We start from the raw sequence: 26,368 nt of genomic DNA, 5'->3' as shown, positions 1-26,368 counted from the left end.
CCTTATCCGGCGGCTTCGCCCGGTTCGGGGTAGGCCGCTCCGAGGTCGGCCACCGGCATGAACCCGTGTTTGCGGGCTTCGGCGGCGCCGCGGCGCAGCAGCGCGCCGGTCGCGACGAACCCGGCATGATCGGCCAACACCAACGGCGTGAGCAGCCGGTTGTGCACGAAGCCGAACGCCAACCCGGTGGCCGGGTCCGCCCAGCCCAGGGAGCCGCCCAGCCCGACATGGCCGAAACCGGGCAGCACCCCCGGCACCGGCACCGCGTGGTAGCCCAGGTGGAATGCCAGCGGGATGACGATGTTGCGGTCCCGGCGCAGGCTGCGCCGACCGGTCAGCCCGGCCACCAGTTCTGGTGACAGGAACTGGATGCCGTCGATCATGCCGCCGTTGGCGATCGCGCCGTACATTCGGGCCAGTCCCCGGGCCGTCGCTACCCCGTTGGCGGCCGGGATCTCGGCGTCCAACAGCGGAATGTCGCCTTGCACCACGGCTCGCATCCCGGGGAAATAGGTGGCGCCGAAGATGCCGGACAGCGGCAGCGCGGCGATCCGCGGTGCCAGCGTGTTGAACACCGGGTTGGCCAAGCTGCCCTGCGGCGTGATGATCTGCGCGACCCGGGTGGGCGCGTCGGTCGGGGGTCGCCCCAAATGCAGACCGTCGGTGCCCAACGGGCCCGCGACCTCGTCCCGGATCAGCTCGCGCATGCCCCGCCCGGTGACGGCGCGCGCCAGCCCCGACAACAGCCAGCCGAAGGTCAACGCGTGATAGGCGGGTTTGCCCAGCAGGTGCCCGGGTGGTGCCGCCGCGAGCCGCTGCTCCATCGCCACGTGGTCGAGCAAGTCCGCCTTGCTGACGCCGTGCAGTTCGGACAGGCCGGCCCGATGCCGCATCACCTCACGCACGGTGAGGGTCTCTTTGCCGTGGACGCCGAACTCGGGCCAGTAGTCGGCGACCGGCGCGTCGTAGGCGATCAGCCCGCGGTCGACCAGTCGGTGGATGACCGTGGCGGCCACGCCCTTGGTCGCCGAAAACACCATGGCGCCGGTGTCGGCCGACCACGCGACCTCGCCGCGCCGGTCCGACCAGCCCGTCCACACATCGACGACGGGCTCGCCGTCGAGGTACACGGCGAGGGCGCCACCGCCGAATCGGCGCCCGGGGAACATGGCGGCGAAGCTGCGCACCGCGCAGGCGAAGTGGGGATCCGCCGCACCGCGTACGCCGCGGGGCAGGTCCAACTGGCGGTCTGCAAGGCGTCGTTGCCTCATGATTTCGAATCTACCTGCCTGGTCCGCAAACGAAACTGACGTTATCTAACTGTTAGCCTGATGCGACGTTGAGTATTTGCTGAGCGGCCAGCGCCGGCGTCAGTTCCCCGTCCCGCACCTGCCGCTCCACGTCGGCGCGGATCTTGCGCACCGCCGGATGGGACAGCACCCGGTCCAGCACGGTGTCGCGGACCATCTGCCAGGTCCAATCGACCTGCTGGGTGCGGCGGCGCGCCTCGAATTCCCCGGCCTCGGTGAGCACCCGGCGATGGCGTTCCACGGTGTCCCACATCTCGGGCAGCCCGGTGCCCTCCAGCGCGCTCATGGTCAGCACCGGTGGCCGCCACAGCGTTTCGCGGGGGTAGATCAACCGGATCGCGCCGGCGAGGTCCCGCGCCGCCATCCGGGCATCGGCGAGGTGGTCGCCGTCGGCCTTGTTCACCACCACCACGTCGGCCAACTCCAGCACACCCTTTTTGATGCCCTGCAGCTGATCGCCGGTGCGCGCCAACGTCAAGAACACGAAGGTGTCCACCATTTGGGCCACCGTCACCTCGGATTGCCCCACCCCAACCGTCTCGACCAAGATCACGTCGAAGCCGGCGGCCTCCAGCAGCACGATGGTTTCCCGGGTGGCCTTGGCCACCCCGCCCAGGGTGCCCGAGGTTGGCGACGGACGGATGTAGGCGTCCGGATGCACGGCCAGCCGCGGCATCCGGGTTTTGTCGCCCAGGATGGATCCGCCGGTGCGGGTCGAGGACGGATCGACGGCCAGCACCGCCACCCGATGCCCCTGCTCGATCAGGAACATGCCGAGGGCCTCGATGGTGGTCGACTTCCCGACCCCCGGCACGCCGGTGATCCCCACGTGGTGGGCGTTGCCGGCCTGCGGCATCACCTCCAGCAGCAGCTGTTGGGCCTGCTCGCGATGGTCGGCGCGGGTGGACTCGACCAGCGTGATGGCGCGCGGCAGCGCCGAACGGTCCCCGCTGCGCACCGCCGCCGCCAGCTCTTCGACGGTGTTGTCCTTCGCGGTCATCTACTGCAGGTGGTAGCCCAGGCGATCGGCGAGCTTCTCCAGCAATCCGATCGCGGCGTCGGCGATGACCGTGCCGGGTGGGAAGATCGCGGTCGCGCCGGCGGCGTAGAGCTCGTCGAAGTCGCCCGGCGGAATCACGCCGCCCACCACCACCATGATGTCGGCCCGGCCCACCTCGGCCAGCGCGTCGCGCAGCGCCGGCACCAGGGTCAAGTGCCCGGCCGCCAGCGAGGACACCCCGACCACGTGCACGTCGTTGTCGGCGGCCTGGCGGGCGACCTCCTCGGGGGTGGAAAACAGCGAGCCCACGTCGACGTCGAAGCCGATGTCGGCGAACGCGGTCGCGATCACCTTTTGGCCGCGGTCGTGGCCGTCCTGGCCCATCTTGGCCACCAGGATGCGCGGCCGCCGGCCGTCGGCCTCGGCGAACTTCTCGACCAATTCGGTGGCGCTGGCGATATTGCTGCCCTTCCCGGCCTCGTCGCGGTAGACCCCGGCGATGGTGCGGATCTCCGCCTGATGACGACCGTAAACCTTCTCCAACGCGTCGGAGATCTCCCCCAGGGTTGCCTTGGCGCGGGCCGCGTTGATGGCCAGCGCCATCAGGTTATTGCCCAAGCCGTCGTCTCCGGCGGGGCCGCTGGCCCCAGCCGCCCGGGTCAGTTCGGCCAGCGCGGCATCGCAGGCCGCCTGATCCCGCTCGGCCCGCAGCCGCTCGAGTTTGGCCAGCTGCTCGGCGCGCACCCGACTGTTCTCGACCTTGAGCACCTCGACCTCGTGGTCCTCGTCGACCTGGTACTTGTTGACCCCGATCAGCGGTTGACGCCCGGAGTCGATGCGGGCCTGGGTGCGCGCGGCGGCCTCCTCGATGCGCAGCTTGGGGATCCCGTCGTTGATCGCCTGCGCCATGCCGCCGTGCTCGGTGACCTCGGCGATGTGGGCCCGCGCCCGCTGCGCCAACTGGTGGGTCAGCCACTCCACGTAGTAGGAGCCGCCCCACGGGTCGATCGGCCGGGTCGTGCCGGATTCCTGCTGCAGCAGCAGCTGGGTGTTGCGGGCGATGCGCGCCGAGAAGTCGGTGGGCAGCGCCAGCGCCTCATCCAGCGCGTTGGTGTGCAGTGATTGGGTGTGGCCCTGGGTGGCGGCCATCGCCTCGATGCAGGTGCGGGCGACGTTGTTGTAGACGTCCTGGGCGGTCAGCGACCAGCCGGAGGTCTGCGAATGGGTGCGCAGCGACAGCGATTTCGCGCTCTTGGGGTTGAATTGGGCGACCAACTCGCTCCACAGCAGGCGCCCGGCACGCAGCTTCGCGACCTCCATGAAGAAGTTCATCCCGATGCCCCAAAAGAACGACAGCCGGGGCGCGAACTTGTCGATGTCCAGACCGGCGTCTAGGCCCGCCTTGATGTAGTCCACCCCGTCGGCCAGCGTGTAGGCCAGCTCCAAATCCGCTGTGGCGCCGGCTTCCTGGATGTGGTAGCCGGAAATCGAGATGGAGTTGAACTTGGGCATCTTGGCGCTGGTGTAGCCGAAGATGTCGGAGATGATCCGCATCGACGGCTTGGGCGGATAGATGTAGGTGTTGCGCACCATGAACTCTTTGAGGATGTCGTTCTGGATGGTGCCGGCCAGCTTCTCCGGCGGCACCCCCTGCTCCTCGGCGGCCACCACATACAGCGCCAGGATCGGCAGCACCGCGCCGTTCATCGTCATCGACACGCTGACCGCGCTCAGGTCGATCCCGTCGAAGAGCTGTCGCATGTCCAGGATGGAATCGATGGCGACCCCGGCCATCCCGACGTCACCGGCCACCCGGGGGTGATCGGAGTCGTAGCCGCGGTGGGTGGCCAAATCGAACGCCACCGACAGGCCCTTCTGCCCGGCGGCCAGGTTGCGCCGGTAGAACGCGTTGGATTCGGCGGCGGTGGAGAACCCCGCGTACTGGCGGATGGTCCAGGGCTGGTTGACGTACATCGTCGGGTACGGGCCCCGGATGAACGGCGACTCCCCCGGGAAACTGTCCAACGGATAGCCGTCGGCGACCACCGCGTCGCGGTCGGCGGCGATGTACACCGGTTTGACGACAATGCCTTCGGGGGTGTGCCAGTCCAGCTGGTCGGGGGTGTAGCCGTGCGCGGACGCGGCGGCGGCGACGTGATCGGCGACGGCCGCTGCGGTGGCCGGTTCGGGTGCGCGGTCACTGTGCAGCGGAACATCGGCGAAATTGGGCACCGCGGTGGCGGTTTGCGCGGCCGGCTGGCCGGCGACATCGTTGACGGTCATCGTCCTCAGGCCCCCAATCGGGTGAGCAGATTCGACAACGCCTCGACCGCATTGATTTTGGCGGTCAGGTAGGCGTCGGGCTTGGGCTCGGTGTCGGCGACCGCTTTTTCCGGTCCGGCCAGGTAGATCTGGTCGACGCCGGCGGCGCGGGCGGCGGCCACCACGTCACCGGCCTCGGCGCCGTAGCGGGCATCGGTGCCGCACACCACGGCGACCGCCGCAGAGCCGGCCGCCGACACCGCCGCGGCCACCCCGGCCGCGTCCAGCGGGCCGGGGTTGATCGCCTCGATTCCCCCGGAGGCCAGCAGGTTGGCCGCGAAGGTGCTGCGGATGTTGTGCTCGGCCAGCGGGCCCAACGGCAGCAGCAGCGCCTGAGGCCGGGAGCCGGTCCGCTGCAGGTAGGCGTCCGAGCGGTCCCGCAGCGCTTCGAATTCCGCGGCGTAGCGCCGCACCGTAGTGGTCGACTCGGCCGACGGCAGCGGGGGTTCGGCCAGGTTCGGGTATTCGTTGACCCCGGTGATCGCGGTGCGCCGGTGCGCGATGTCGTCGGCGCGCCGGGCGGCGACCTTTCCGATCTGCTCGGCGAGGTAGTCGCGGGCGGCGTCGAATCCGCCGCGCGCCGCGTGCTGTTCGGCGGCCTGAAAGTACTCCCAGGCTTGCTGCGCGAGCTGCTGGGTGAGGTCTTCGACGAACCACGACCCGCCGGCGGGGTCCAACACCTGGCCCAGGTGCGATTCCTCGAGCAGCAGCAGTTGGGTGTTGCGGGCGATCCGGCGCGAGAAGCTGGACGCGGTGTCCGGGAAGCCGCCGGGAATGGCGGTGTCGAACGGCCACACCAGGATGGTGTCGGCGCCGCCCACCCCGGCGCCGAACGCGGCCAGCGTGGTGCGCAGCATGTTCACCCACGGATCGCGCTGGGTCATCATCGGCATCGAGGTCTGCGCGTGCACGGTGACCGCGCCACACTCCGGCGCGCCGACCACCTCGGCCACCCGCGCCCACAGCTGCCGGGCGGCCCGCATTTTCGCGATCGTCGTGAACTGGTCGTCGTCGGCGGCGAGCCGGACACTGATCTGCCGCAAGCTCTCCGCCACCGACAGACCGGATTCGCCCAGCACCCGCAAATACGCGACGGCCGCGGTGAGACAGCCGGCGAGCTCCCAGGCCGCGTCGGCGCCCAGGTTGTGGAAGGCCGGGCCGTCGACGGTGATGGTCCGCAGCCCGCCCGGGTGCCCGGCCAACCGGGACGCCACCGCGACCACGTCGCCGATCGCGGGTGCCGGGCGCGCGCCGAGCGCAGCGGTCAGCGGGTCCGCACCCAAATCGACCGACAGGGTTTGGGCTTGTGCTCGGTTCTCAATGTTCTCGACCAGGCCCAGCACCGCGTCGGCCGCGGCGGTGAAGGCGGCACCGTCGGCGCCGTCAAAGACCACCGGCACCAGCTCCAGGTAGATGCCTTCGAACAGCCGGTCCAGGTCGGTCGGTGCCACCCCGCCGTCCCCGAGGCGCAGCGCCAACGCGCTGACGCCCTCGGTCAGGGCCAGCAGCAGCGCGCCGTTGGTGGCCGCGACCGACGCCTGGCCGTTGATCGGGAACGCTTCGGCGACCTTCCAGCCGGTGTTGACGTCGCGGTGGGCGTCGGCGCCCCGGATGAACGGCCAGCTGCCCGGCAGCGGCGGCTCCGGGAGCGCGTCGAGCGCGGTGTACAGCGGCCGGATCACCAGCCCGTCGCTGGCCGTGTCCAGCAGCCGCTCCGGCTCCTCGCCGAGGTCGGCGGGGTCACGCCGTGAACTCTTGGCCAATACTCCGGCCACCGCCGTACGCCATCGGGCGCGGGCCTGCTCCAAGTCGGCGGACACGTCGATTGACACCCGCGGCTCCTGTTGTTACTCGTGAGTAGCGGCTCAAGTGCTACCCGACACGTGTTAACCAGGCTAAATGATGGCGTTCGGGGGGCGCGGGGCGAGGGGCGTCGGGGCACGAAACTCCACGCAGGTGACGCGAGTTGTTTACCCGCGGCCCGTAACCTGGGGTCCGTGACGTCCCGCCTCCCCCAGCCGCTGCGCGGCGTGTGGCCTGCGGCCGTCGCGACGGTACGTCAACTGCCCCGCCGCCGGATCCTGGCCACGGTGGGCGGGATCGCGGTCCTGGTGGCGGTGGCGCTGCTCGTCCCGGTGCCCACGGCGGTGCAGGTGCGGGACTGGGCGACCTCGGTGGGGCCGTGGTTCCCGTTGGCGTTTTTGGCCGCGCACATCGTGGTCACGGTGTTTCCGTTTCCGCGCACCGTGTTCACCCTGGCCGCCGGGCTGCTGTTTGGGCCGGAGCTGGGCGTGACGCTGGCGGTGATCGCCAGTGCGGCCAGCGCGCTGATCGCGCTGCTGCTGGTGCGGGCGGTGGGCTGGCAGTTCAGCCGGGTGCTGCGCCACCCCCGCGTCGATTCCCTCGACGACCGGCTGCGCCAGCGCGGCTGGCCGGCGATCTTGTCGCTGCGGATGATCCCGGCGGTGCCGTTCGCGGTGCTCAACTACGCGGCCGGCGCGTCGGCGGTGCGCACCCTGCCGTACACGCTGGCCACATTGGTCGGGCTGCTGCCCGGCACCGCCGCGGTGGTGGTGCTCGGCAATGCGCTGACCGGCGACGTGAGCCCGCTGCTGTTTTTGGTGACGCTGTGCACGGCCGCGGTCGGGGTCGCGCTGCTGGTCTACGAGGTGCGCAGTCATCGTCGGCACCGGGCGCGCGCCGATGCCGTCGAGGAGCCCGCCGAGCCCGCGGTCACCCGCTGAGCGCCGGTCGGGCGGTGCCCCGCTCACCGAGATCGACGTTTCGGAGGGCCGTACTCGAACTTTCCCGCGAAAACGTCGATCTCGCGGTGACCGGGATGCCGCCCAGGACCGGGTGACGACCCCCGAAGTTAGGTGTACCTTACATCGGTAAGGCGATCTAACGTTAGGGCAGGTCATGCGCAGGGGGACGCGGCGCGCGCCGCAGCAACCGGGTTCGGCGATGGTGCTCGCCCAGTTGGCCCCCGGCCAGCGGGGCACCATCGTCGGCGCGACGCCGCAGGCCGCGGCCGCGGTGGTCACCCGGCTGCGGCAGTTGGGGTTTCGCCCGGCCAGCCGGGTCGACGTGATCCGTCGGGCGCCGCTGGGTGATCCGACCATCTACCGCGTGCAAGACACCGAGCTGTGTCTGCGCCGCAGCGAGGCGCAGCTGATCGAAGTCGTCCCGGACGGCGACCGATGACCACCTGTCATGACCGGCCGGCCGGCGCTGCCGCGGTGGCGGGGGCGCGGCGCGTGGCGCTGGTCGGCAGCCCGAATGCGGGCAAGACCAGTGTCTTTAATCACCTGACCGGGTTGCGCGCCAAGACCGGCAACTATCCGGGTGTCACCGTGGGGCGCAGTGTCGGCACGCTCACCGTTGACGACGTCGCGCTGGCGATCGAGGACTTGCCCGGCACCTACAGCCTGGACCCGATCAGCCCGGACGAGCAGGTGGTGAGCGACCTGCTGGCCGGCGACCTGGCCGGCGTCGAGCCCCCGGACGCGATCGTGTTGGTCGCCGACGCCACCACCTTGCGCCGCTCGGTGTCGCTGGTGGCGCAGGTGTTGCGGCTGGACCGGCCCTGCCAACTGGTGCTCACCATGACCGACGAGTTGACCGCCCGCGGCGGCCGGCTCGATCTGGAGGCCCTCGCGACCGCGCTGGGCATCCCGGTGACCGCCGTGGTCGCCCATCGCGGATCCGGGATCGCGAACCTGCGCGCCCAACTGCGTGCCATCGACTCCTGGCAGCGACCGCCGGTGCTGCCGCCGGAGGACGCCGACGCCGTCGACGCCTGGGGCGCATCGGTGCTGGCCGCCGCCGACTATGTGGCCCCGCACCAGGACCGACGCACCGGTCGGATCGACGCCGTGGTGTTGCACCCGCTGTGGGGCACCGTCATCTTCTTCGCGGTGATGTTCGGGTTCTTCCAGGTGGTGTTCACCGTCGCTGCGCCGCTGCAGGATCAGGTAGCGCGGGCACTCGGGTGGCTGGGCACGCTGGTCGCCGCCCACGTCGGCAACCCGGTGCTGCGCGGCCTGATCGGGGACGGCGCGATCGGCGGGGTCGGCACGGTGCTGCAGTTCATTCCGCAGATTGTGCTGTTGTTCTTGCTGATCGGTCTGCTGGAGAACGTGGGCTATATGTCGCGGGCCGCGTTCTTGATGGATGCGGTGATGGCCCGCACCGGCTTAGAAGGCCGCGCCTTCGTGGCGATGCTGTCGGCGTTCGCGTGCGCGGTGCCCGGGATCATGGCGACCCGGACGCTGCCGTCGTCGCGGGACCGGATCGCCACCGTGATCAGCGCCCCGCTGATGACGTGTTCGGCACGGCTGCCGGTGTACACCCTGCTGGTCGGGTTGCTGGTGGCGCCGCACACCCGGTGGTGGGGTTTCAGCGCGCAGGGCGTCACCATGTTTTTGCTGTATCTCGGCGGGGGCACCTCGGCGTTGATCGCCGCCTGGGTGTTCAAATCGACGATTCTGCGCAGCGATCTGCTGCCGTTCACCATGGAGCTGCCGCCGTATCGTTTCCCCTCCCCCACAGCGGTTCTCGTCACGATGTGGAACGCCGCGAAGATCTTCTTGCGTAAGGCCGGCACCGTCATCCTGGCCACCTCGCTGGTGCTGTGGGTGCTGCTGAACCTGCCCACCCGCGCCGCGGAAACCGCGCACCTGGACCGCGCCGCGGCAAGCGCCTACGTGATGGACCACAGCTTTGGTGCCGACGTCGGTAAGGCGATCGAGCCGGTGTTCGCCCCGCTGGGCTTCGACTGGCGCACCGACGTCGCCTTGGTCGGGTCGTTGTCGGCGCGGGAGGTGTTCGTGTCCACCCTCGGGCAGGTGTCGGCGGCCACCCACCCCGAAAATCCGGGGGCGGCGTTGGCCGCGCTGACCGACGCGCAGGGCCACCGGGTGTTCACCGCCCCGACGGTGATCGCGTTGCTGGTGTATTTCATGTACGCGCTGCAGTGCATGTCGACGGTCGCGGTGATGCGACGCGAAACCAACTCCTGGCGGTGGCCCGCGTTCGCGTTTGGCTACATGTTTGCGCTGGCCTGGGTGATGGCGTTCGCCGCCCGGTCGATCGCGGTGGGGCTGGGCGCATGATCCCGATGCACGCGGTGGCGACCGGCGATCCGCAGCGACTGCGCTGGGTGATCCCCGCCGAACACCTGCCGGCCGCCGGCACGGTGCGGCGCGCGCCGGGCCGGCTGGGCGCCTTGCTCGACGGTGCGGTGATCGAGGAACTGGTGGTGGGCCGCGCGGAGGTGGCGATCACCCTGGGCGCCGGGCACAGCTGGCGTGTCCGCGGCGACGAGGTCCGCGCGGCGCTCGGCGACGCCCTGGGAACCCCGGCGGGCTGGCGGGTCGAGGCGTCCGAACGCGCCGGCGACCTGGCGCGGGTCGCCGCGCAGCTGCTGGCCGGACCGATCGGGGCGCTGGCCGCATCCCACGGCGGGTCGATTGAGCTGGTGGCGGTGGACGGCGACGAGGTGCGGGTGCGAATGACCGGCGCCTGCCACGGCTGCCCGGCGGCCGGCTCGACGTTGTACGACAGGCTGCAGCGCGACCTGCGCCGCGAATTCGGCGATGCGGTGACGGTGTGCGCCGAAACCCCTTCGACGGCAGGGTCGCTCGGCAAGAAGCTGCTGACCCTGATCACCCGCTGAGCACGCGACGGTTACGTCCGCGCGCGCCGGGGAACTTCGCGGCAACCTGTCCAGCGATGACGCCGCCTGTGTCGCCCTCGCCGAGGCATTAACCGTCCCGCCGGTGACGTTGGATCGGCGGATCCAGCGGGCACCGGGGCTCGGCTGTTCGATCCTCGTCCCCGACGTCGGCTGACTGAGGTTCGGCCCGGTGCCGTCATCTCGCTACCCTCGACGTGTGCCGGACCCAGTGAAACCCATTGCTTCAAATGGCGGCGGTTCTACCAGCCCAACCGTGCTCGATGTGGAGGGTTCCGGTGTCCAACCGCCGGTCGCCGCTCGGGTGCGTCGGCTGTTCTGGCTACTGGAGCGAGTCACGCCCGCAATCGGATCGCGGTGGGCGACCGAGCTGTGGTGCACCCCACCGGTCATCGAGTCCAGCTTGCGTATGCCGCCCGGTGTCCCGCCCGGTCAGCCGTTGGAAGCGCACTGGAACGGGCACCGGATCGTGGGCGAGGCCTGGGGCGACGGGCCGCCGGTCTATCTTGTGCACGGCTGGGGCGGGCGACGCCCGCACCTCGGCATGTTCATCAAACCTCTCGTCGAATCCGGGCATCGTGTTATCGCGTTCGACCTGCCCAGCCATAACGAGTCCGATCCCGGCGCGCTCGCACCCGGTCGCACCACCGCCATTGAGTGCGCCGAAGCGGTTGCCGCCATGATCCGCACCCACGGGCCGGCCCGCGCGGTGGTCGCGCACTCCCTGGGGTCCAATGCGACCGTATTCGCGGCGGCGTGGGGCACGACGGTCGGGCGGTTGGTGTTCCTCGCGCCGATGGGCGAGTTCCCGATCTACCTGGATCTGTTCGCGGCGCGGCACGGCTTCGGCCGACGGATACGCAGCGGCCTGCATCGACGTCTGGAACGCCGTATCGGCATGTCGCTGGAGGACACCAACATGGTCCGGGTTGCCGAGCGGACCGACTATCCGCCGCTGCTGCTCATCCACGACCCCGATGACCCCGAGACACCCTATGCGACGAGCGAGAAGGTCGTCGCGTCCTGGCCAGGCGCGCGCTTGATGACGACGTCGGGACTTGGCCGGCTGGCGCATTTCCGAATCTTGCGGCATCGCCCCGCGATTCGCGCGGGCGTCGAATTCATCGGCCCGGCAGCGGGGACAACCTCGAAAGGTTGACCGCACGTGTAAACAAGCGTTTATAATAGTAAACATGCATTCACCCGCGGCCGATGACCGGACGGCCCGCGCGCGGATCCGGGACGAGGCACTGCGGCTCTTCGCCGCACGCGGCCCCGACGCCGTCACCATGCGCGACATCGCCACCGCGGCCGGCGTCTCCCCCGCGCTGCTGGTGCGGCACTACGGCTCCAAGGACGGGCTGGTGGCCGCGGTCGACAATCACGTGATCGCCGCCCTCGACGCGCTGCTGACCAACATCACCGACGCCGCGGCGGCCAGCGGCCTGAGCGGGTCCGCGCTGCCGGGTCTGCTGGACGGTTTGGCCACCCAGTTGCCGCCGGATTCCCCCATCCCCGCGTACCTGACCCGGGCGCTGATCACCGACGCCGCGGTGGGCGGCACCCTGTTTCGGCGGCTGTACGAGATCAGCACGACCGCGCTCGACGCGATGGTGGCGGCCGGAATCGCCCACAGCGGCGGGGATTCCGCGGTGCGGGCGGCGTTCCTGCTGGTCAACGATTTGGCGGCGCTGGCCTTGCGGGCCCGGCTCACCGAGGCGCTCGGCGTGGACCCGCTGTCGACCGAGGGCGCGCAACGGTGGGGCGCCCAGGTATTCGCGATCTACCGCGACGGCCTGACCGGTGAACCCTGACGCAGCGCAGAAAGGGAGGTACCGATGTCCAACACCCGGCCGTCGTCGCGACTCGTCAGCGGGGCGACCCGGCTGTTGCGGTCGCGCCGGTTGATGCGCGCGCCGATCTGGCTGTATCGACGGCGGCTGGGCGGCCTGCTCGGTCGGCGGCTGTTGATGCTCGAGCACATTGGGCGCACCTCCGGGGCCGCGCGCTACGTGGTGCTCGAGGTCCTCGACCACGCCGCGCCGGACAGCTACGTGGTGGCCTCCGGTTTCGGCGGAAAAGCCCAATGGTTCCGCAACATTCAGGCCAATCCGCGGGTGCGCGTCTACGTCGGCAGCCGCGCCCCGGCGCCGGCCACCGCGGGCGTGCTCGGCCAGCCGGACGCCGACCGTGCCCTGGCGGCCTACATCGATCGGCATCCGCGGGCGTGGGCCCGCTTCAAGGCGGTGCTGGAACAGACCCTCGGCACCGAGATCACCGAAACCAACACGGCGCTACCGTTGGTCGAGTTGCGCCTGGACGCCCCGGGCCGGCCATGACCACCCGCGAAACCCCGATCGGTGTGGGCCGCGCGTTTTTTGGGCCGCCGCGCACCCGCGCGGAAGCGGTGCTCGGTGTCGGCGGCGGCGCGGTGGCGATGGCCCTGCTCGCCGCCTACATCCGGCACGCGGGGGGCTGGCAGGACTGGTCAACGGTGCAGATGGCGGTAGCCGCGGTCTTCGGTGCCGACCTGATCGGCGGGATCTTCACCATCTCGGCGCCGACGTCCAGCCGGTGGTATCACCGTCCCGGCGCGGCCGCCAAGCGATTCCGCGTCGGGTTCGTCCTCGCCCATGCGGGGATCTACCTGGCGCCCGTGGCCGCGGTGTTCGGCCTGGGTTGGGGATGGATGCTGGCCAACAGCGTCGTGCTGGTGGGTTCGGCGGCCGTGATCGAAAGTGTGCCGGCGGCGCTCAAGCGCATGGTCGCCATCGGCCTGGCCCTGGCCGCGGCGCTGGCCGGTCTGATCTGGCTGCCGACACCGGCCGCGGTGGCCTGGTTGCCGGTGCTGCTGTTCGTCAAGGTCCTGGTGTGTTTCTCGGTGCCCGGCGTGGCCGCACCGTCGTCGCACCCCATTGATTAACATGCATACATTGCGATGTGTGCATTATTTGAGTAGTCTCGCAGGCATGAACGCAACAGAGCACCAGACCCACGTCCACCCCGAGCACACCCACGGTCCCGACTGCGGACACGAGGCGATTCCGCACGACGACCACGTGGACTACCTGCACGACGGTCACCGGCACGCCCCGCACGGCGACCACTACGACGAGCACTGACCATTCACCGCTAAACCCGATGCGCCGCAGCCGGATTGACGACGGTAACGCCCGTCAGTCCGGCTTCGGCGTCTCGCGGCCGAGCAGCGCCGCGGCCTGGCCGACGATGGACGCGACGATGTCGCCCGCCGAGGCGGTGCTGTGGATGAGGCCCACGGCTTGGCCGGCGGTGACGTTGGCGGTGCGGTAATCGTCGTCCGCCACGGCCCGCTGGTACTGGGCGGTGACGTCGTCGCGCTGCTCGTGCAGCGTGGATTCGGCGCCGTCCCAGCGGTCGGTGAAGGCGTTGCGCAGCACATTCATGGTGTGGCCCTCCGGCCACCGGTAGCCGCGCACGATGTCGTACACGGTGGTGCGGCAGGTGCTGTCACCATCGGCCGAGACGAGGGTGTCGCGGGCATGCGGCGGCGACAACGCCTCGGCGGCCGCGTAGAAGCGGGTACCCATCAGCACGCCGGCGGCGCCCAGCATCAGCGCCGCCGCCAGTCCCCGCCCATCGGCGATCCCACCGGCGGCCAGCACCGGGGTGCCGGCGGCGACGTCGACGAGCTCGGGGACCAGCGTCATCGTGGAGCGGTGACCGTAGCCGTGCCCGCCGGCCTCATTGCCCTGGGCTACCAGCACATCGGCGCCGGCCTGCAGCGCCGCGGTCGCCTGTTCGAGGTTTTGCACCTGGCAGATCAGCCGCGCACCCGATGACCGGATCTGCGCGGCGAACGGGGCCGGGTCGCCGAACGAAAGCATCACGGCCACCGGCCGATACGTCAGCGCCACGTCGAGCAGCTGCGGTTGGCTTGCCAAGGCCCAGGTGATGAACCCGCAGCCGACTCGGGCGCCGTCGGCCAGATCGAATTGGTGCCGCAGCCACGCCTCGTCGCCGTAGCCGCCGCCGATCAAACCCAGCCCGCCGGCGGTGCTGACCGCGGCCGCCAACCGGCCCCCGCCGACCCCGGCCATCGGCGCGGACACGATCGGATGGTCGATGCCCAGCAGTTCCGTGGCCGCGGTGGGCAGCGTCATCGCGGCGTGTCCGGGCCCTTGACCGTCATGACCGCATACGTCGCCAGAAACGACGCCGCCGGAATCGCGTTCACCACCTTGTCCTTGGCCCGGATGTGCGCGCCCACGGCGAGCACGAAATACAACGTCAGCATCGCCGTGGTGACCCGCGCCAGCACCGGAAACCGGCTCGCCGCCAGCAGCCCCACCACCGAGGCGGCCTTGGAGGCCGGCAGCACCCACCGGATGTTTTCCGGGACACCCAGGGTGTCAAGGGTTTTCGTGATGTAGGAGACCGGGATCGCGCACGCCACCGCGTCGCCGGCCTGGAACGCGGCCAGTGCGGCGTAGGTTTTCGGAGAAGTCAAAGCGCCCATGAGGCAACTCTACGACTGGCCCGGCGGCGGTGGCGGGTACGCCCCGGGCACCGGCCCCTGCTGCGGGGGCAGGGCGCCGGGCACCGGCTGCTGGTGCCGCGGCGGCTGGGCCAGCGGCAGTGTGCCGTCCACCGGCTTGCGGGCGTCGGCCTCGGCCTTGGCGACGGCCTCGACGATCGCGGGATCCGTTTCGGTGGAGAACCAGTCGGCGACCTCCTCGGAGTCGTCCTCCGGCCGGGGCAGGTCGGTCTCCACCGGGGAGGGCTGATACCGGAACACGCCGTCCTCACCGGGGGCGCCGAGCAGTTTGGTGAAACCCTGCAGGGCCGAGCCGAAGTCGCTGGGCACCACCCACACCTTGTTGGCCTCGCCCTTGGCCATTTCCGGCAGCACCTGCAGGTACTGGTAGGCCAGCAGCTCCGGGGTGGGCCGGCCGGCCTTGATCGCGGCGAACGTCTTCTCGATGGCCTTGGCCTGGCCCTGTGCCTGCAGGTAGGCGGCGGCCCGCTCCCCCTGGGCGCGCAACATCCGGGACTGCCGGTCGGCCTCGGCGGCCAAGATCGCGGCCTGCTTGGCGCCCTCGGCGGCCAGGATTTCGGCCTGCTTCTGACCCTCGGCCTGCTTGATCGCCGACTCCCGGGCGCCTTCGGCGGTCAGGATCATCGCCCGCTTTTCCCGGTCGGCCTTCATCTGCTTTTCCATCGACGCCTGAATCGACGGCGGCGGATCGATGCTGCGCAGTTCCACCCGCGCCACCCGCAGCCCCCAGCGGCCGGTCGCCTCGTCCAGCACGCCGCGCAGCTGGCTGTTGATCACCTCGCGCGAGGTCAACGTCTGCTCCAGCGTCATCCCGCCGACCACGTTGCGCAGCGTGGTGGTGGCCAGCTGCTCGACACCGACGATGTAGTTGCTGATCGCGTACACCGCCGCCTGCGGGTTGGTGACCTGGAAATACACCACGGTGTCGATCGAGAGCGTCAGGTTGTCCTCGGTGATCACCGGCTGCGGCGGGAAGGACACCACCCGCTCGCGCAGATCGACCCGGGCACGCACCCGGTCGATGAACGGCACCAGCAGCGTCAGCTGCCCGCTGACGGTGCGGCTGTAGCGGCCCAGCCGTTCGATCACCGCGGCCTCGGCCTGCGGAATCAGGGCGATCGACTTGGCCACCACGATGGCCGCGAACACCACCAAGACAACTAGCAACACCAGGCCGGCAGCGGCGCCATCCATCAGAACTCCTTCTCCTTGACGTTCGCTAGACGTTCTTCCAGACCACCGCGGTGGCGCCGTCGATGTGCATGACGGTCACCTTGTCCCCGGGCTCGTAGACGTCGCCGTCGTTCAGGGGCCGCGCCGTCCACACATCGCCGTCGACCTTGACCTGGCCCTGGTGGCTGGCGACCCGGTCGAGCACCAGCGCGCTCTTACCTTCCAGCGCCTGGATACCCGTCGCGGTGTCCAGCGCCGGGGTGAGCCGCCGCCGCAGTCCGGGCCGCACCAGCACCAGCAGCAGCACCGACACCACCAGGAATACCGCGCCGTCGGCCCAGACCGGCCAGTCCAGCAGCGCACTGGTGCCGGCCGCGGCCAGCGCACCCCCGCCGAGCATCAGCAAAAACATGTCGCCGGTCAGCACTTCGGCACCCGCGAGGCCCAACGCGACGATCAGCCAGATCAGGGCGGCAGGCATAACGCCAGCCTATCGCGTCAACAGGCCCGGCACGGGCGGCAATATTAGACTCGTCGCCATGTGGTGCCCAAGCGCAACCCTGTCGGTGTGGGCCAATGCCTGGCTCGCCGGTCAGGCCGCGCCCGACGATGTTCTGGACGCGCTAACGCTGTGGGCGCCAAGACAATCGGTGACCGCCTATGACGCCGTCGCGGCCGGCAACACCGGGCTGCCGTGGCCGGATGTGCACGAGGCCGGGGTGATGTCGCTGCTGCAGACGGTGCGCGCGGCCGCCGGCCGGTCCGCGGTGCCGGCGATCGGGATGGTGTTGCCGGTGCCGGGCGACGTGCGCGGGCTGCCCGCCGGAACACAGTTCGCCCGCGACGCGCTGACCGCCGGCGAGGCGCTGCTCGTCGCCGACCCCGACGGTTCCAACGCGGCGATCGGGCTGGTGCCCGACTTCGAGCACGACGACGCCGACGACAACACGTCGGCCATCCAGACCCTGTCCTGGACGGTGTATGCGCTGCCCGGCGCGCCGGCCCCGGATTATCACGATCTGGGCGAGGCCGAACACGCGCTGCGCTCAGCGGTACGGTCGGCGGCCGATGCGCTGAACGCTATCGAGCTGAGCGCCACCGACGCCGCCGGGGACGATCCGCGGACCTTGGTCGCACAGGTGCTGGAAACGTCACGGCATCACCAGGTTCCCGATCACGCCCCGCCCCGCGCAGTGCGGGTGTTGGACAACGCTGCGCACGTCGATGCGATCCTCACCGTCGAAGGATTGATGCCGATCGGAGCACAATCGTCGGCGGATGCGCAGCTGGCCAGCACCGCCCTGCGTCCGTTAGCCGCCGTGGTCCGCTCGGCGCGCATCGCCGCGGTCAACGCGATTCTGCAGTCCGCGTGGCGGGTTTAAGACGCGACGCAATGCGGGGGTCGACACGGCGCACCGTTGACACCAAACCCGCAGCCGGGCACCGGATCTGAGCCACTGACCCGCACCGGCTGGTGGCCGTCGCGCAGCTCGTCGATCAGTTCTCGCGCCAGCCGGGCGAACCGCCGGTCGGCGTTGGGAGTGGCCGCCCGGGCGAACGCGATGCCCGCCTCCTCGGCCTGCAGCCGCAACTCGTGGTCGAGATCCCAGACCACCTCGATGTGGTCGGCGACAAAACCGATCGGGCACACGATGACCGCCGCGGTCCCGGCCTCGGCCAACGTGGTGAGGTGGTCGGCGACATCGGGTGCCAGCCACGGGATCTGCGGCGGCCCGGAACGCGACTGCCACACCTGGTCGTAGTCCGGGTAGCCCGCCGCGCCGGCGACTAGCCGGGTGGCGTAGCCGACCTGACGGCTGTACAGGCGGGGGCCGTGGCGTTGGTCGGCGGCCACCGGGATCGAATGAGCGGTGAACACCAGGCGGGCGTCGCCGCGCAGCTCGGCGGGCAACGTCTCGGCCGCCGCCGCGATGGCGCCGGCGAACATCGCCACGAACAGCGGATGGTCGAAGTACTGCCGCAGCTTGACCAGTTCCGGGGCGCCCGCACCGGCCGCCCCGCGAGCCCGGGCGATGTCCTCGACATATTGGGTGCAGCTGGACAACCCGCCCCACGCCGAGGTGGTGAACACTGCCGCACGCCGAACCCCGTTGTCGGCCATGGCCGCAACCGCGTCTTCGACGTAGGGTTCCCAGTTGCGGTTGCCGAAGTAGACCGGCAGATCCAGTTCGGCACGCAGCTGGTCGATCAGGGCCCGGTTGATGCCGTTGATCGGCGACACGCCGCCGAAGTGCAGGTAGTGCTCGGCGACGGCGTCGAGTCGCTCCGGGGGCACCCCGCGTCCGCGGGTGACGTTTTCCAGGAACGGCCGCACCTGCTCGGGCCCTTCGGGCCCGCCGAACGACAGCAGCAGGACGGCGTCGAACTCCATCTACAGCAGCTGCGTGTGGGCGCCGCCGTCGGCGTAGATGACCGTGCCGGTGGTGGACGGCAACCAGTCGGAGAGCACCGCGCACACCGTCTTGGCAACCGGGGTGGGGTCTTTCATGTCCCAGCCGACCGGGGCCCGCTGATCCCAGCCCTCCTCCAGCAGCCGCATCTGCTCGCCGGCCTCTTCACCCAACGCGCCGCCGACGATGGCGCTCATCGCCAGCGTCCGGATCGGCCCGGCCGCAACAAGGTTGGACCGCACGCCGTGCGGGCCCACCTCGCGGGCCACGAACCGGTTCACCGATTCCAGCGCGCTCTTGGCGACGGTCATCCAGTTGTAGGCCGGCATCGCGCGGGTGGGGTCGAAGTCCATCCCCACGATGGACCCGCCGTGGTTCATGATCGGCAGCACCGCCTTGGCCAGCGAAGCGTAGGAGTACGCCGAGATGTGGATGCCCTTGGCGACGTCCTCGTAGGGCGCGTCGAAGAACGGGTTGATGCCCATCCCGGTTTGCGGCATGAAGCCGATCGAGTGCACCACCCCGTCGAGCTTGTTGCCCTCCCCGATCACCTCGGTGACCCGGGCGGCCAGGGTGTTCAGGTGCTCGTTGTTTTGCACATCGAGTTCCAGCAACGGCGGCTTGGCCGGCAGCCGGTCGAGAATGCGCTCGATCAGGCGCAGCCGGTCAAACCCGGTACACACCGGCTGGGCGCCCTGTTCTTGGGCGACCCGGGCGATGTGGAACGCGATCGAGGAGTCGGTGATGATCCCGGTGACCAGGATCCGCTTACCTTCCAAAAAGCCTGCCATGAAAAGTCCTTTGCTCCTAGTGGCCCATGCCCATGCCGCCGTCGACGGGGATCACCGCGCCGGCGATGTAGGTGGCGTCCTCGGACGCCAGGAAGCTGACCGCCCCGGCCACCTCCTCGGCGGTGCCGACCCGCTTGGCCGGGATGAACTCCAGCGCGCCGGCCTGGATCCGCTCATCCAGCGCCCGGGTCATCTCGGTGTCGATGTAGCCGGGCGCGACAACGTTCGCGGTGACACCGGCCTTGGACAGCTCCCGAGAGATCGAGCGGGCCATGCCGATCAGGCCGGCCTTGGCGGCCGCGTAGTTGGCCTGGTTGCCGATCCCCCAGGTTCCAGAGACCGACCCGATGAAGATGATCCGACCGAACCGTTTGCGCTGCATGCTGCGCGAGGCGCGCTGCGCCACCCGGAATGCGCCGGTCAGGTTCGCGTTGATGACCTCCTCGAAGCGTTCCTCGGTCATCCGCATCAGAAACGCATCCTTGGAGATGCCGGCGTTGGACACCAACACCTCCACCGGCCCCTGGTGCTCCTCGACCTCCTTGAAGGCGCGATCGACGGCGGCGTTGTCGGTGACGTCGCACTCGACCCCGAACAGGCCATCCGGCGCCCCGGACCCGCGGTGGGTCACCGCCACCTTGTGCCCGTCGGCGGCCAACCGGCGCGCGATCGCCAGGCCGATCCCCCGGTTTCCGCCGGTGACCAGTACGGATCGGGACACGAATGGCGGTTTGCCGCCCTCGGAGTTCTCGCTAGCAGCGTCAGTCACGTTGCTAAACTTATCGCCTCGGCGTGGCAACGCTGAAATCGAGTCACCGCGGGCTCGGCCGCCGACGAGGTAGCTATTCCGGCAGCCGTCGGTTGATCAGCAGCGCCGCCAGCCCGGCCAGCGCCAGCACCAGCGAGCCCAGCCGCAGCCAACCGGTGGACGCGTCGCCGCGGATCGTCTCGTAACCGATCTGATCCTGCAGCGTCGAGTAGACGTCCTTGAGCTGCTCCAGGCTGGACGCGGTGTAGAAGCTGCCGCCGGACAGGTCGGCGATCTTCTTCAGCGAATCGTCGTCGACGGGCACCGGCTGCCGTTGGCCGTTGATCTCCACGTACCCGTACCGGGTGCCGAACGAAATCGTCGACACCGGAACACCTTGATCCTTGGCGGTGCGCGCCGCGGTGAACGCCCCCTTGGGGTTGTCCGGGTTGGACGGCACGGTCTCCTTGCCGTCGGACTCCAACACGATGCGCGCCGGCGGCGGGGTGTCGCCGCCGCCGATCACCGCGCCGACGGTGGCGATGGCTTGCAGCGCGGTGAAAATGCCCTCCCCGGTGGCGGTGCGGTCGGCCAGCTGCAGCTTGTCGATCGCCGCCTTGGTGGCCTCGCGGTTGGTGGTCGGTGACACCAGCACCGTCGCGGTGCCGGCGAAGGCGATCAAACCCAGGTTGATGCCGGGGGTCAGTTCGTCGGCGAACTGCTTACCGGCCTCCTGGGCGGCGGCCAACCGGCTGGGTTCGACGTCGGTGGCCCGCATGGACTGCGACACGTCGATCACCAGCATCACCACCGCGCGGTTACGCGGAATCCGGACGTCGTGCGTCGGGCCGGCCATCGCCACCGTGAGCAGCACCAACGACAACACCAGCAAAATCGCGGGCAGGTGGCGCCACTGGCTGGGCCGTTTCGGCGCCACGCTTTCCAGCAGTTCCATGTTGGCGAACCGCAGCATCCGCTTGTGCCGAGCGGCCTGCACCACGACGTACAGCGCGATCAAGCCGATCACGACGAACAGGAACAGGAAAAACCAGGCGTGGGCGAAACCGGACAGTGTCATTGGCCCGAGCAGCGGCAGTGTCATTAATGGCCTGTCTCTTCGTGCGGGTCAGTGCGACGAGCAGACGCAAAAGCCCCAATTTCGCCGAAGAAATGGGGGCTTTTGCGTCTGCTCGCCCGTGCTGGAGATCATTGGAGCCCCGCCAGGGCACCGCGCCGACGGGATTCGACGAACCGGACGATGTCGGCGATCCAGTCGCGGCCGGTGCTCAGCGACAACAGCGGCGCCCCGCAGCTGCGCAGGGTGCGGGCCACGTCGGCGCGGTGGGCGGCGGCGGCCTTGGCGAAGTCGTCGCGCAGTTGCTCATCGATGGTGAACTCACGGGTGACCCCGGATTCGGTGTCCTGCAGGATCACGTCGCCCACATTGGGCAGCGCGGTGTCGCGCGGATCGAGCACCTCGATGCCGAGCACCTCGTGCCGGGCCGCGATCGCGCGCAGCGGGCGCATCCAGTTGATCGGGCCTAGGAAGTCGCTGATGATGACCGCCATGCCGCGGCGACGCTCCGGGCGACGCAGCGCGTCGATGGCGACCGCCAGATCGCCGCGCACCCCGACCGGCGCCTTGGGCATGGTGGCGACGGTGCGCAACAGCGTTTGCTCATGCTGGCGACCCGACCGCGCCGGTACCCGCACGATGCGTTCCCCGTTGGCGATCAGCGCCCCCAACCGGTTACCGCCGCCGCTGTTGAGGTAGGTGATGGCCGCTGCGGCCGCCACCGCCAGGTCCCGCTTCTCGCAGCCGGTGGTGCCGAAATCCAGGCTGGCCGACATGTCGACCACCAGCCAGGTTTCCAGCTCCCGGTCGGCGATCTCCTGCCGCACGTGCGGGTGGGTGGTGCGGGCGGTGACCGCCCAGTCCATCCGGCGCACGTCGTCGCCGGGCTGGTAGAGCCGCGACTCGCCGGGCTCGGAGCCCGGCCCCGGAATCAGGCCGAGGTGATCACCGTGCAGCACCCCGTCCAGCTTGCGTCGGACGGTCAGTTCCAGGGTGCGCAGCGCCGCCGCCAGCTTCGGGTCGTTGATGTCGCCACGCAGCATCGACGGCGGATGCGCGGCCCCCGACTGGGCCCGGGTGCCCGGATCGCTCACCGAGCGCTGGCCGCCGCCGTCGGAGCCACCGGCGGCGCCGAACTCGGTTGCTGCGGCACGGCGTTCACCTGCGGCAGGGCCACCGTTTGCAGCACCCGGTTGATGACGATCTCCGGGGTGATCTCGTCGGCCAGCGCGTCGTAGGTCAGCACCAGCCGGTGGCGTAGCACGTCGGGAATGACCTCGATGACGTCCTGCGGGATCACGTAGTCGCGGCCGCGGACCAGCGCCAGCGCGCGCGCGGAGGCGATGATGCCCAGCGACGCACGCGGGGAGGCGCCGTAGCCGACCCAGTTCTTCACGTCGGGCATGCCGAACTGCTCCGGGCGGCGGGTGGCCTCCACCACGCGGACCACGTAGTCGACCAGCGCGTGGTGCACGAAGCCGTTCGCCGCCCGTTCCTGCAGCCGCAGCAGGTCGCCGGTCTGCAGGATCTGCTTGGGCTCCGGTGGCTTGACGCCCATCCGGTAGATGATCTCGCGCTCCTCTTCCGAGGACGGATAATCCACGTTGATCTTGAACAGGAAACGGTCGCGCTGCGCCTCGGGCAGCGGGTAGACACCCTCATGCTCGATCGGGTTCTGGGTCGCCATCACCAGGAACGGGTTGGGCAGCGGGAAGGTCTTGCCGCCGATGGACACCTTGCGCTCCTGCATGACCTCCAGCAGCGCGGACTGCACCTTGGCCGGGGCGCGGTTGATCTCGTCGGCGAGCAGGAAGTTGACCACCACCGGGCCGAGCTCGGTGTCGAACTCCTCTTTGCCCTGCCGGTAGATGCGGGTACCGATGATGTCGGTGGGCACCAGGTCGGGGGTGAACTGGATGCGGGCGAACGTCCCGCCGACCACCCGGGCGAAGGTCTCCACCGCCAGCGTCTTGGCCACCCCGGGCACACCCTCGAGCAGCACATGGCCCCGGGCCAGCAGCCCGACCAGGATCCGTTCCACGAGCTGGTCCTGGCCGACGATGATCCGTTTGACCTCGAAGATGGCCCGCTCCAGCGCGTGCACGTCGGCGGACAGCCCGTTACCGGGCGCCTCCGCTCCGGAAAATCCGCTGGCGCCCGCCGGCGCTCCATCTGCTGACGTCATCGACAACCCTCCACAAGCTCCGTGGGACACGACTGCTTACACGGCCGGCGGCCGCGGGGCAGCTGCGTGCCCTCGTTTCACTATTCCAGGCCTCTGGGATTCCGTCGACGCACGGGCCCACCCCAATCGCCCGGACCTGCTCCGCACGCCCCGATCAGTACTCGATGATCCGGGTCAAATACGGCGTCATCCCGGGCGTGCGCACCGGGCTGACGGTGACCTTGCCGGCGATGCTGGAGGCCTCCAGCATCTTGCCGCCGCCCAGGTACATCGTGACGTGCTGGCTGCCGCCGGGCCCGTAGAAGATCAGGTCGCCGCGCCGGGCCTGCTCGCGCGGGATGTGCCGGCCGGCGTTGTACTGGTCACCGGAGAACCGCGGGATGAGCACCCCGACCCCGGCGAACGCGTACCGCATCAGTCCCGAACAGTCGAAGCCCACGATGCCGGCCCCGTCGTCGATGCCCTTGCTGGGACCGGTCAGCGAGCCGCCACCCCACGAATAGGGCACCCCCATCTGGGAGCCGGCGCGCCGGATGACGTACTCGATCGCCTCACGGCCCCGCACCCGCTGCCCGGGTTTGACGCCGGCGGCCGGATCGTTGGGGCCGACGTTGATCCCGAGCCCGCCCAGGAACTTGCGCCCCAGGTCCATCGTGGTCTGGGTGGCCTGCGCGGTGGCCTGCAAGGACGCGTTGGCGACGGCGAGCGGGTCCCCGGGCGCGCCGGCGCTGATGATCTGCGGCAGCGTCGGGTCCCACTCGCCCTCGGCCGCGGCCGGACCGGCCAGGCCGATCATCAGCGGAATCACCGCGACGATCAGCCAGGCCAATCTGCTGAGGCGGAAACGGTTCTGGCGCATGGGTCCCTTCGTCAGTACTCGATGTAGCGGACCACGTAGGGCGTCATCCCGCTGGTGCGGACCGGGGCCACCCGCACGGTCAAACCGACGTCCGGGGCCTCCAGCATCTGGCCGTTGCCCAGGTAGATCGTGACGTGCTGGCTGCCGCCGGGGCCGTAGAAGATGACGTCGCCGCGCCGCATCTGGGCGGACGGAATCTTGCGGCCCATGTCGTACTGCGAACCCGAGTAGTGCGGCAGCTTGATGCCGACCCCGGCGAACGAGTACAGCACCAGCCCCGAGCAGTCGAAGCCGACCGTGCCGGACCCGGAGCCGATGCCGCGGCTGGGCCCGGCGGCGTTCCCGCCGCCCCAGGAATACGGCACGCCCAGCTGCGACATGCCGCGCCGGATCACGTACTCGGAGGCCTGCCGCCCATACACCCGGGGAATCGCGCCGTTGGTGTAGCCGCTGCTGGTCGGCGCCAGACCGATGCTCTGCATGAACTTGTGGCCCATCTGCTGGGTCACCTGCGCCGACGTCGCCGAGTACCCCAGCAGGGTGTTCACGATGGCGATCGGGTCACCGCTGACGAAGGCGCTGGGCACCATCGGCAGCGTCGGGTCCCACTCGCCGTCCCAGTTGCCGGGGCGCTTGGGCGCCGCCGCGCCCTGGCCGCCGCCCTCCCAGCGGTCACCCGACGGGGCGGGAGCCGGACCGCCGGTTGGGGCGGCGGCCCGCCGGGCGGCGTCGAGTTTGGCCTGGGCTTGGTTGCGTTGGGCGGCCAACTGATCGATCTGCTGTTGCTGTTCGCCGAAGGTGCGCTGGGTTTCAGTGAGCTTGGCCACCGCCGCGTCCTGGCTGGCCTGGGCGTCGGTGACGGCCTGGTCGGCCTTTTGTTTGGCCAGTCGCGCCGCGGACTCCTTATTCACCTGTTCGGTGCGGGCCCGCTGCAGCTTGGTCATCGCCTGCTCGGAACTGGCGGACAGCGTCTGGCCGGCGCTCGCGGTGGCGATCATGTCGTCGGGGGTGGTGGCGGTCAGGTAGCCGTCCGACGGGCCGTTGACGTAGGTGGCCACCGCGAATTTGTCGAACCGCCGCTGGGCGGTGGCGATCGCGGCGTTGGCGTCGGTGACCGCCTGCTGGCTGGCGTCCACGTTGCGCTGGGCGGCCTCGGCGTCGTCGCGCGCGGTCTGCACGTCGACCAGCGCCTTATTGACGCTTTCCTTTTCGGTCTGAATCTGGGCGCCCAGGTCTTGCAGGCGCTGGTTGGCCTTGGCCACGTCGGCGATCAGCGCGGCCAGGCTGTCCGGGGCGGGCTCCGCGCTGGCTAATCCGGGTGTGCACAGCGACAGGGCCGCGGTCACCGCCAGCGGAACGGCGGGCCGGGCGATCCTGGCGGCCAGCTGGAGCGGTGAGCCGCGGCGGGTGCGTCTCATTCGACTCGGGTCTCCTATGGCTCAACGCGGACGGACGGCGCCAGCCCTCAGCAGTCACTGAAAGCACATATGTAACACAAGCACCTCTTGAACCGTACGTCACAACTGACGCTGCGGGAACTTTGGTCACAAACCACATTGGTGTAAGTAAAACGGTTGTGACCGAATGGTGACCTACCGAATTTGCCGTCACGCGGGGACGGCAGCGTTAGGTGAACGAAAGTCGGGTGCTAGTCGCCCTGCGACGGGCCCTCGGCGGCCGCCGTAGATCGTTTGCTGAGCTGTTGCAGCATCCGAGTGCCGATCACCGCCGCCACCACCGCGATCAGCACCACGATGGTGAACGCGGTCCACGGGAACTCGGGCGTATTCAACTCGGCCACGAAGTTCTGCGCCGAAACCACCGGGTTCCCCGTCTTGGCGTGGTCTTCGGCGGCCTCCAGCTTGGAGCGATCGAACTGCCCGCTGTAGCTGCCGACGTAGGACGGGCTGAGCACCAGCACCGTGGCGTCCGGGTACTCGCCGCTCACCACGGTCGCCACATCGCGCAGCATCGTGTCGATGATCGGGTTGGCGTTGGTCACCACGATCTTGAGGTCGATCCCGTCGTTGTTGGCCTCTTGGACCACGTTGCGCAGGGCCGGGACCCGGTCCGGCGCGCTGACCGCGTCGTCGGCGATGTCCTTTTGCAGCAGGTCCATGCAGACGTCAGTCGAGGTCGACGGATCGAGTCCAACGGTGCGGCATACGACGTCGGGGATCTCCGTCGGCGCGTGCGGGATGGTCACGGTCGGAAACGGTATCAGCGGCGGGTGACAACCCGCGTTCAACAGGGCAAGACTAG

At 69.8% G+C, this 26,368-nt stretch carries 27 protein-coding genes; 10 read left to right on the top strand and 17 right to left on the bottom strand.

Annotated features, from left to right (window positions below; genetic code table 11):
* Positions 1–2: 2 nt before the first annotated feature.
* The 4 genes from ACAG26_RS22590 to mutA are packed head-to-tail and all read right to left on the bottom strand — an operon-like array spanning position 3 to position 6,464.
* Positions 3–1,271: a serine hydrolase domain-containing protein gene (locus tag ACAG26_RS22590; protein ID WP_370485311.1), complete on the bottom strand. Its 1,269-nt coding sequence runs from the start codon at positions 1,269–1,271 to the stop codon at positions 3–5.
* A gap of 52 nt (positions 1,272–1,323) precedes the next feature.
* Positions 1,324–2,310: a methylmalonyl Co-A mutase-associated GTPase MeaB gene (gene meaB / locus ACAG26_RS22585; protein WP_370485310.1), complete on the bottom strand. Its 987-nt coding sequence runs from the start codon at positions 2,308–2,310 to the stop codon at positions 1,324–1,326.
* A complete protein-coding gene (gene scpA / locus ACAG26_RS22580; RefSeq protein ID WP_370485309.1) occupies positions 2,311–4,593 on the bottom strand; it encodes a methylmalonyl-CoA mutase in 2,283 nt (760 codons plus the stop codon).
* A 5-nt stretch (positions 4,594–4,598) separates the two neighbouring features.
* Positions 4,599–6,464 (bottom strand): methylmalonyl-CoA mutase small subunit, encoded by a 1,866-nt coding sequence (gene mutA / locus ACAG26_RS22575; protein ID WP_370485308.1) that lies wholly within the window; start codon positions 6,462–6,464, stop codon positions 4,599–4,601.
* Positions 6,465–6,629: 165 nt separating this feature from the next.
* Between mutA and ACAG26_RS22570 the strand changes: the two genes are divergently transcribed.
* From ACAG26_RS22570 to ACAG26_RS22530, 9 genes are all read left to right on the top strand, one after another.
* Complete coding sequence (locus ACAG26_RS22570) at positions 6,630–7,376, top strand: TVP38/TMEM64 family protein (protein WP_370485307.1); 747 nt, start codon at positions 6,630–6,632, stop codon at positions 7,374–7,376.
* Positions 7,377–7,551: 175 nt separating this feature from the next.
* Positions 7,552–7,836, top strand: a complete 285-nt coding sequence (locus ACAG26_RS22565; protein WP_370485306.1) for a ferrous iron transport protein A — start codon at positions 7,552–7,554, stop codon at positions 7,834–7,836.
* A complete protein-coding gene (locus ACAG26_RS22560) occupies positions 7,833–9,746 on the top strand; it encodes a ferrous iron transporter B (RefSeq protein WP_370485305.1) in 1,914 nt (637 codons plus the stop codon). The genes ACAG26_RS22565 and ACAG26_RS22560 overlap by 4 nt, the downstream gene beginning before the upstream one ends.
* The gene (locus ACAG26_RS22555) at positions 9,743–10,309 is read left to right on the top strand and encodes a NifU family protein (protein ID WP_370485304.1); all 567 of its coding nucleotides are present in this window, start codon (positions 9,743–9,745) and stop codon (positions 10,307–10,309) included. Before ACAG26_RS22560 ends, ACAG26_RS22555 begins: the two co-directional genes overlap by 4 nt.
* A 217-nt stretch (positions 10,310–10,526) precedes the next feature.
* Positions 10,527–11,486 (top strand): alpha/beta fold hydrolase, encoded by a 960-nt coding sequence (locus tag ACAG26_RS22550; RefSeq protein WP_370485303.1) that lies wholly within the window; start codon positions 10,527–10,529, stop codon positions 11,484–11,486.
* Between the two features lie 34 nt (positions 11,487–11,520).
* The gene (locus tag ACAG26_RS22545) at positions 11,521–12,141 is read left to right on the top strand and encodes a TetR/AcrR family transcriptional regulator (protein ID WP_370485302.1); all 621 of its coding nucleotides are present in this window, start codon (positions 11,521–11,523) and stop codon (positions 12,139–12,141) included.
* 24 nt (positions 12,142–12,165) lie between these two features.
* Positions 12,166–12,666 (top strand): nitroreductase family deazaflavin-dependent oxidoreductase, encoded by a 501-nt coding sequence (locus ACAG26_RS22540; protein WP_370485301.1) that lies wholly within the window; start codon positions 12,166–12,168, stop codon positions 12,664–12,666.
* Positions 12,663–13,250: a hypothetical protein gene (locus ACAG26_RS22535; protein WP_370485300.1), complete on the top strand. Its 588-nt coding sequence runs from the start codon at positions 12,663–12,665 to the stop codon at positions 13,248–13,250. Before ACAG26_RS22540 ends, ACAG26_RS22535 begins: the two co-directional genes overlap by 4 nt.
* Positions 13,251–13,296: 46 nt before the next feature.
* Positions 13,297–13,449 (top strand): zinc transporter permease, encoded by a 153-nt coding sequence (locus ACAG26_RS22530; protein WP_370485299.1) that lies wholly within the window; start codon positions 13,297–13,299, stop codon positions 13,447–13,449.
* A 54-nt stretch (positions 13,450–13,503) separates the two neighbouring features.
* Here ACAG26_RS22530 and ACAG26_RS22525 read toward each other — a convergent pair whose 3' ends face one another.
* Genes ACAG26_RS22525 through ACAG26_RS22510 form a run of 4 tightly spaced genes read right to left on the bottom strand, consistent with a single transcriptional unit; the run spans position 13,504 to position 16,518 of the window.
* A complete protein-coding gene (locus ACAG26_RS22525; protein WP_370485298.1) occupies positions 13,504–14,469 on the bottom strand; it encodes an NAD(P)H-dependent flavin oxidoreductase in 966 nt (321 codons plus the stop codon).
* The gene (locus tag ACAG26_RS22520; protein WP_370485297.1) at positions 14,466–14,825 is read right to left on the bottom strand and encodes a DoxX family protein; all 360 of its coding nucleotides are present in this window, start codon (positions 14,823–14,825) and stop codon (positions 14,466–14,468) included. The genes ACAG26_RS22525 and ACAG26_RS22520 overlap by 4 nt, the downstream gene beginning before the upstream one ends.
* Positions 14,826–14,834: 9 nt before the next feature.
* Positions 14,835–16,058 (bottom strand): SPFH domain-containing protein, encoded by a 1,224-nt coding sequence (locus ACAG26_RS22515; RefSeq protein ID WP_370485296.1) that lies wholly within the window; start codon positions 16,056–16,058, stop codon positions 14,835–14,837.
* Positions 16,059–16,083: 25 nt separating this feature from the next.
* Entirely contained in the window at positions 16,084–16,518 is a 435-nt protein-coding gene (locus ACAG26_RS22510) for an NfeD family protein (RefSeq protein ID WP_370485295.1), read from the bottom strand.
* A 58-nt stretch (positions 16,519–16,576) separates the two neighbouring features.
* Here ACAG26_RS22510 and ACAG26_RS22505 point away from each other — a divergent pair, with 58 nt between their 5' ends.
* Positions 16,577–17,419, top strand: a complete 843-nt coding sequence (locus tag ACAG26_RS22505; RefSeq protein ID WP_370485294.1) for a hypothetical protein — start codon at positions 16,577–16,579, stop codon at positions 17,417–17,419.
* Here the strand turns inward: ACAG26_RS22505 and ACAG26_RS22500 are convergent.
* The 9 genes from ACAG26_RS22500 to ACAG26_RS22460 form a co-directional block, all read right to left on the bottom strand.
* On the bottom strand, positions 17,416–18,429 hold the full coding sequence (locus ACAG26_RS22500; protein WP_370485293.1) for a ferrochelatase: 1,014 nt from the start codon (positions 18,427–18,429) through the stop codon (positions 17,416–17,418). The genes ACAG26_RS22505 and ACAG26_RS22500 overlap by 4 nt on opposite strands.
* Entirely contained in the window at positions 18,430–19,239 is an 810-nt protein-coding gene (inhA, locus tag ACAG26_RS22495; RefSeq protein ID WP_370485292.1) for an NADH-dependent enoyl-ACP reductase InhA, read from the bottom strand.
* A 16-nt stretch (positions 19,240–19,255) separates the two neighbouring features.
* A complete protein-coding gene (gene fabG1 / locus ACAG26_RS22490) occupies positions 19,256–20,008 on the bottom strand; it encodes a 3-oxoacyl-ACP reductase FabG1 (RefSeq protein WP_370485291.1) in 753 nt (250 codons plus the stop codon).
* Between the two features lie 73 nt (positions 20,009–20,081).
* Complete coding sequence (locus ACAG26_RS22485) at positions 20,082–21,089, bottom strand: VWA domain-containing protein (protein ID WP_370485290.1); 1,008 nt, start codon at positions 21,087–21,089, stop codon at positions 20,082–20,084.
* 104 nt (positions 21,090–21,193) lie between these two features.
* Complete coding sequence (locus ACAG26_RS22480) at positions 21,194–22,105, bottom strand: DUF58 domain-containing protein (protein ID WP_370485346.1); 912 nt, start codon at positions 22,103–22,105, stop codon at positions 21,194–21,196.
* A 47-nt stretch (positions 22,106–22,152) separates the two neighbouring features.
* Positions 22,153–23,247, bottom strand: coding sequence for an AAA family ATPase (locus tag ACAG26_RS22475; protein ID WP_370485289.1), 1,095 nt, complete (start codon positions 23,245–23,247; stop codon positions 22,153–22,155).
* Positions 23,248–23,401: 154 nt separating this feature from the next.
* Positions 23,402–24,106: an NlpC/P60 family peptidoglycan endopeptidase RipB gene (ripB, locus tag ACAG26_RS22470; RefSeq protein ID WP_370485288.1), complete on the bottom strand. Its 705-nt coding sequence runs from the start codon at positions 24,104–24,106 to the stop codon at positions 23,402–23,404.
* A gap of 11 nt (positions 24,107–24,117) precedes the next feature.
* Positions 24,118–25,524 (bottom strand): NlpC/P60 family peptidoglycan endopeptidase RipA, encoded by a 1,407-nt coding sequence (gene ripA, locus ACAG26_RS22465; RefSeq protein ID WP_370485287.1) that lies wholly within the window; start codon positions 25,522–25,524, stop codon positions 24,118–24,120.
* Between the two features lie 230 nt (positions 25,525–25,754).
* Positions 25,755–26,312 (bottom strand): DUF6676 family protein, encoded by a 558-nt coding sequence (locus ACAG26_RS22460; RefSeq protein WP_370485286.1) that lies wholly within the window; start codon positions 26,310–26,312, stop codon positions 25,755–25,757.
* Between the last annotated feature and the right edge of the window lie 56 nt (positions 26,313–26,368).

The organism is Mycobacterium sp. pUA109 (assembly GCF_041287095.1).
Classification (GTDB): domain Bacteria; phylum Actinomycetota; class Actinomycetes; order Mycobacteriales; family Mycobacteriaceae; genus Mycobacterium.
The sequence above is the reverse complement of the archived record's forward strand: the minus strand, read 5'-3'. Positions and strand labels throughout refer to the sequence as shown.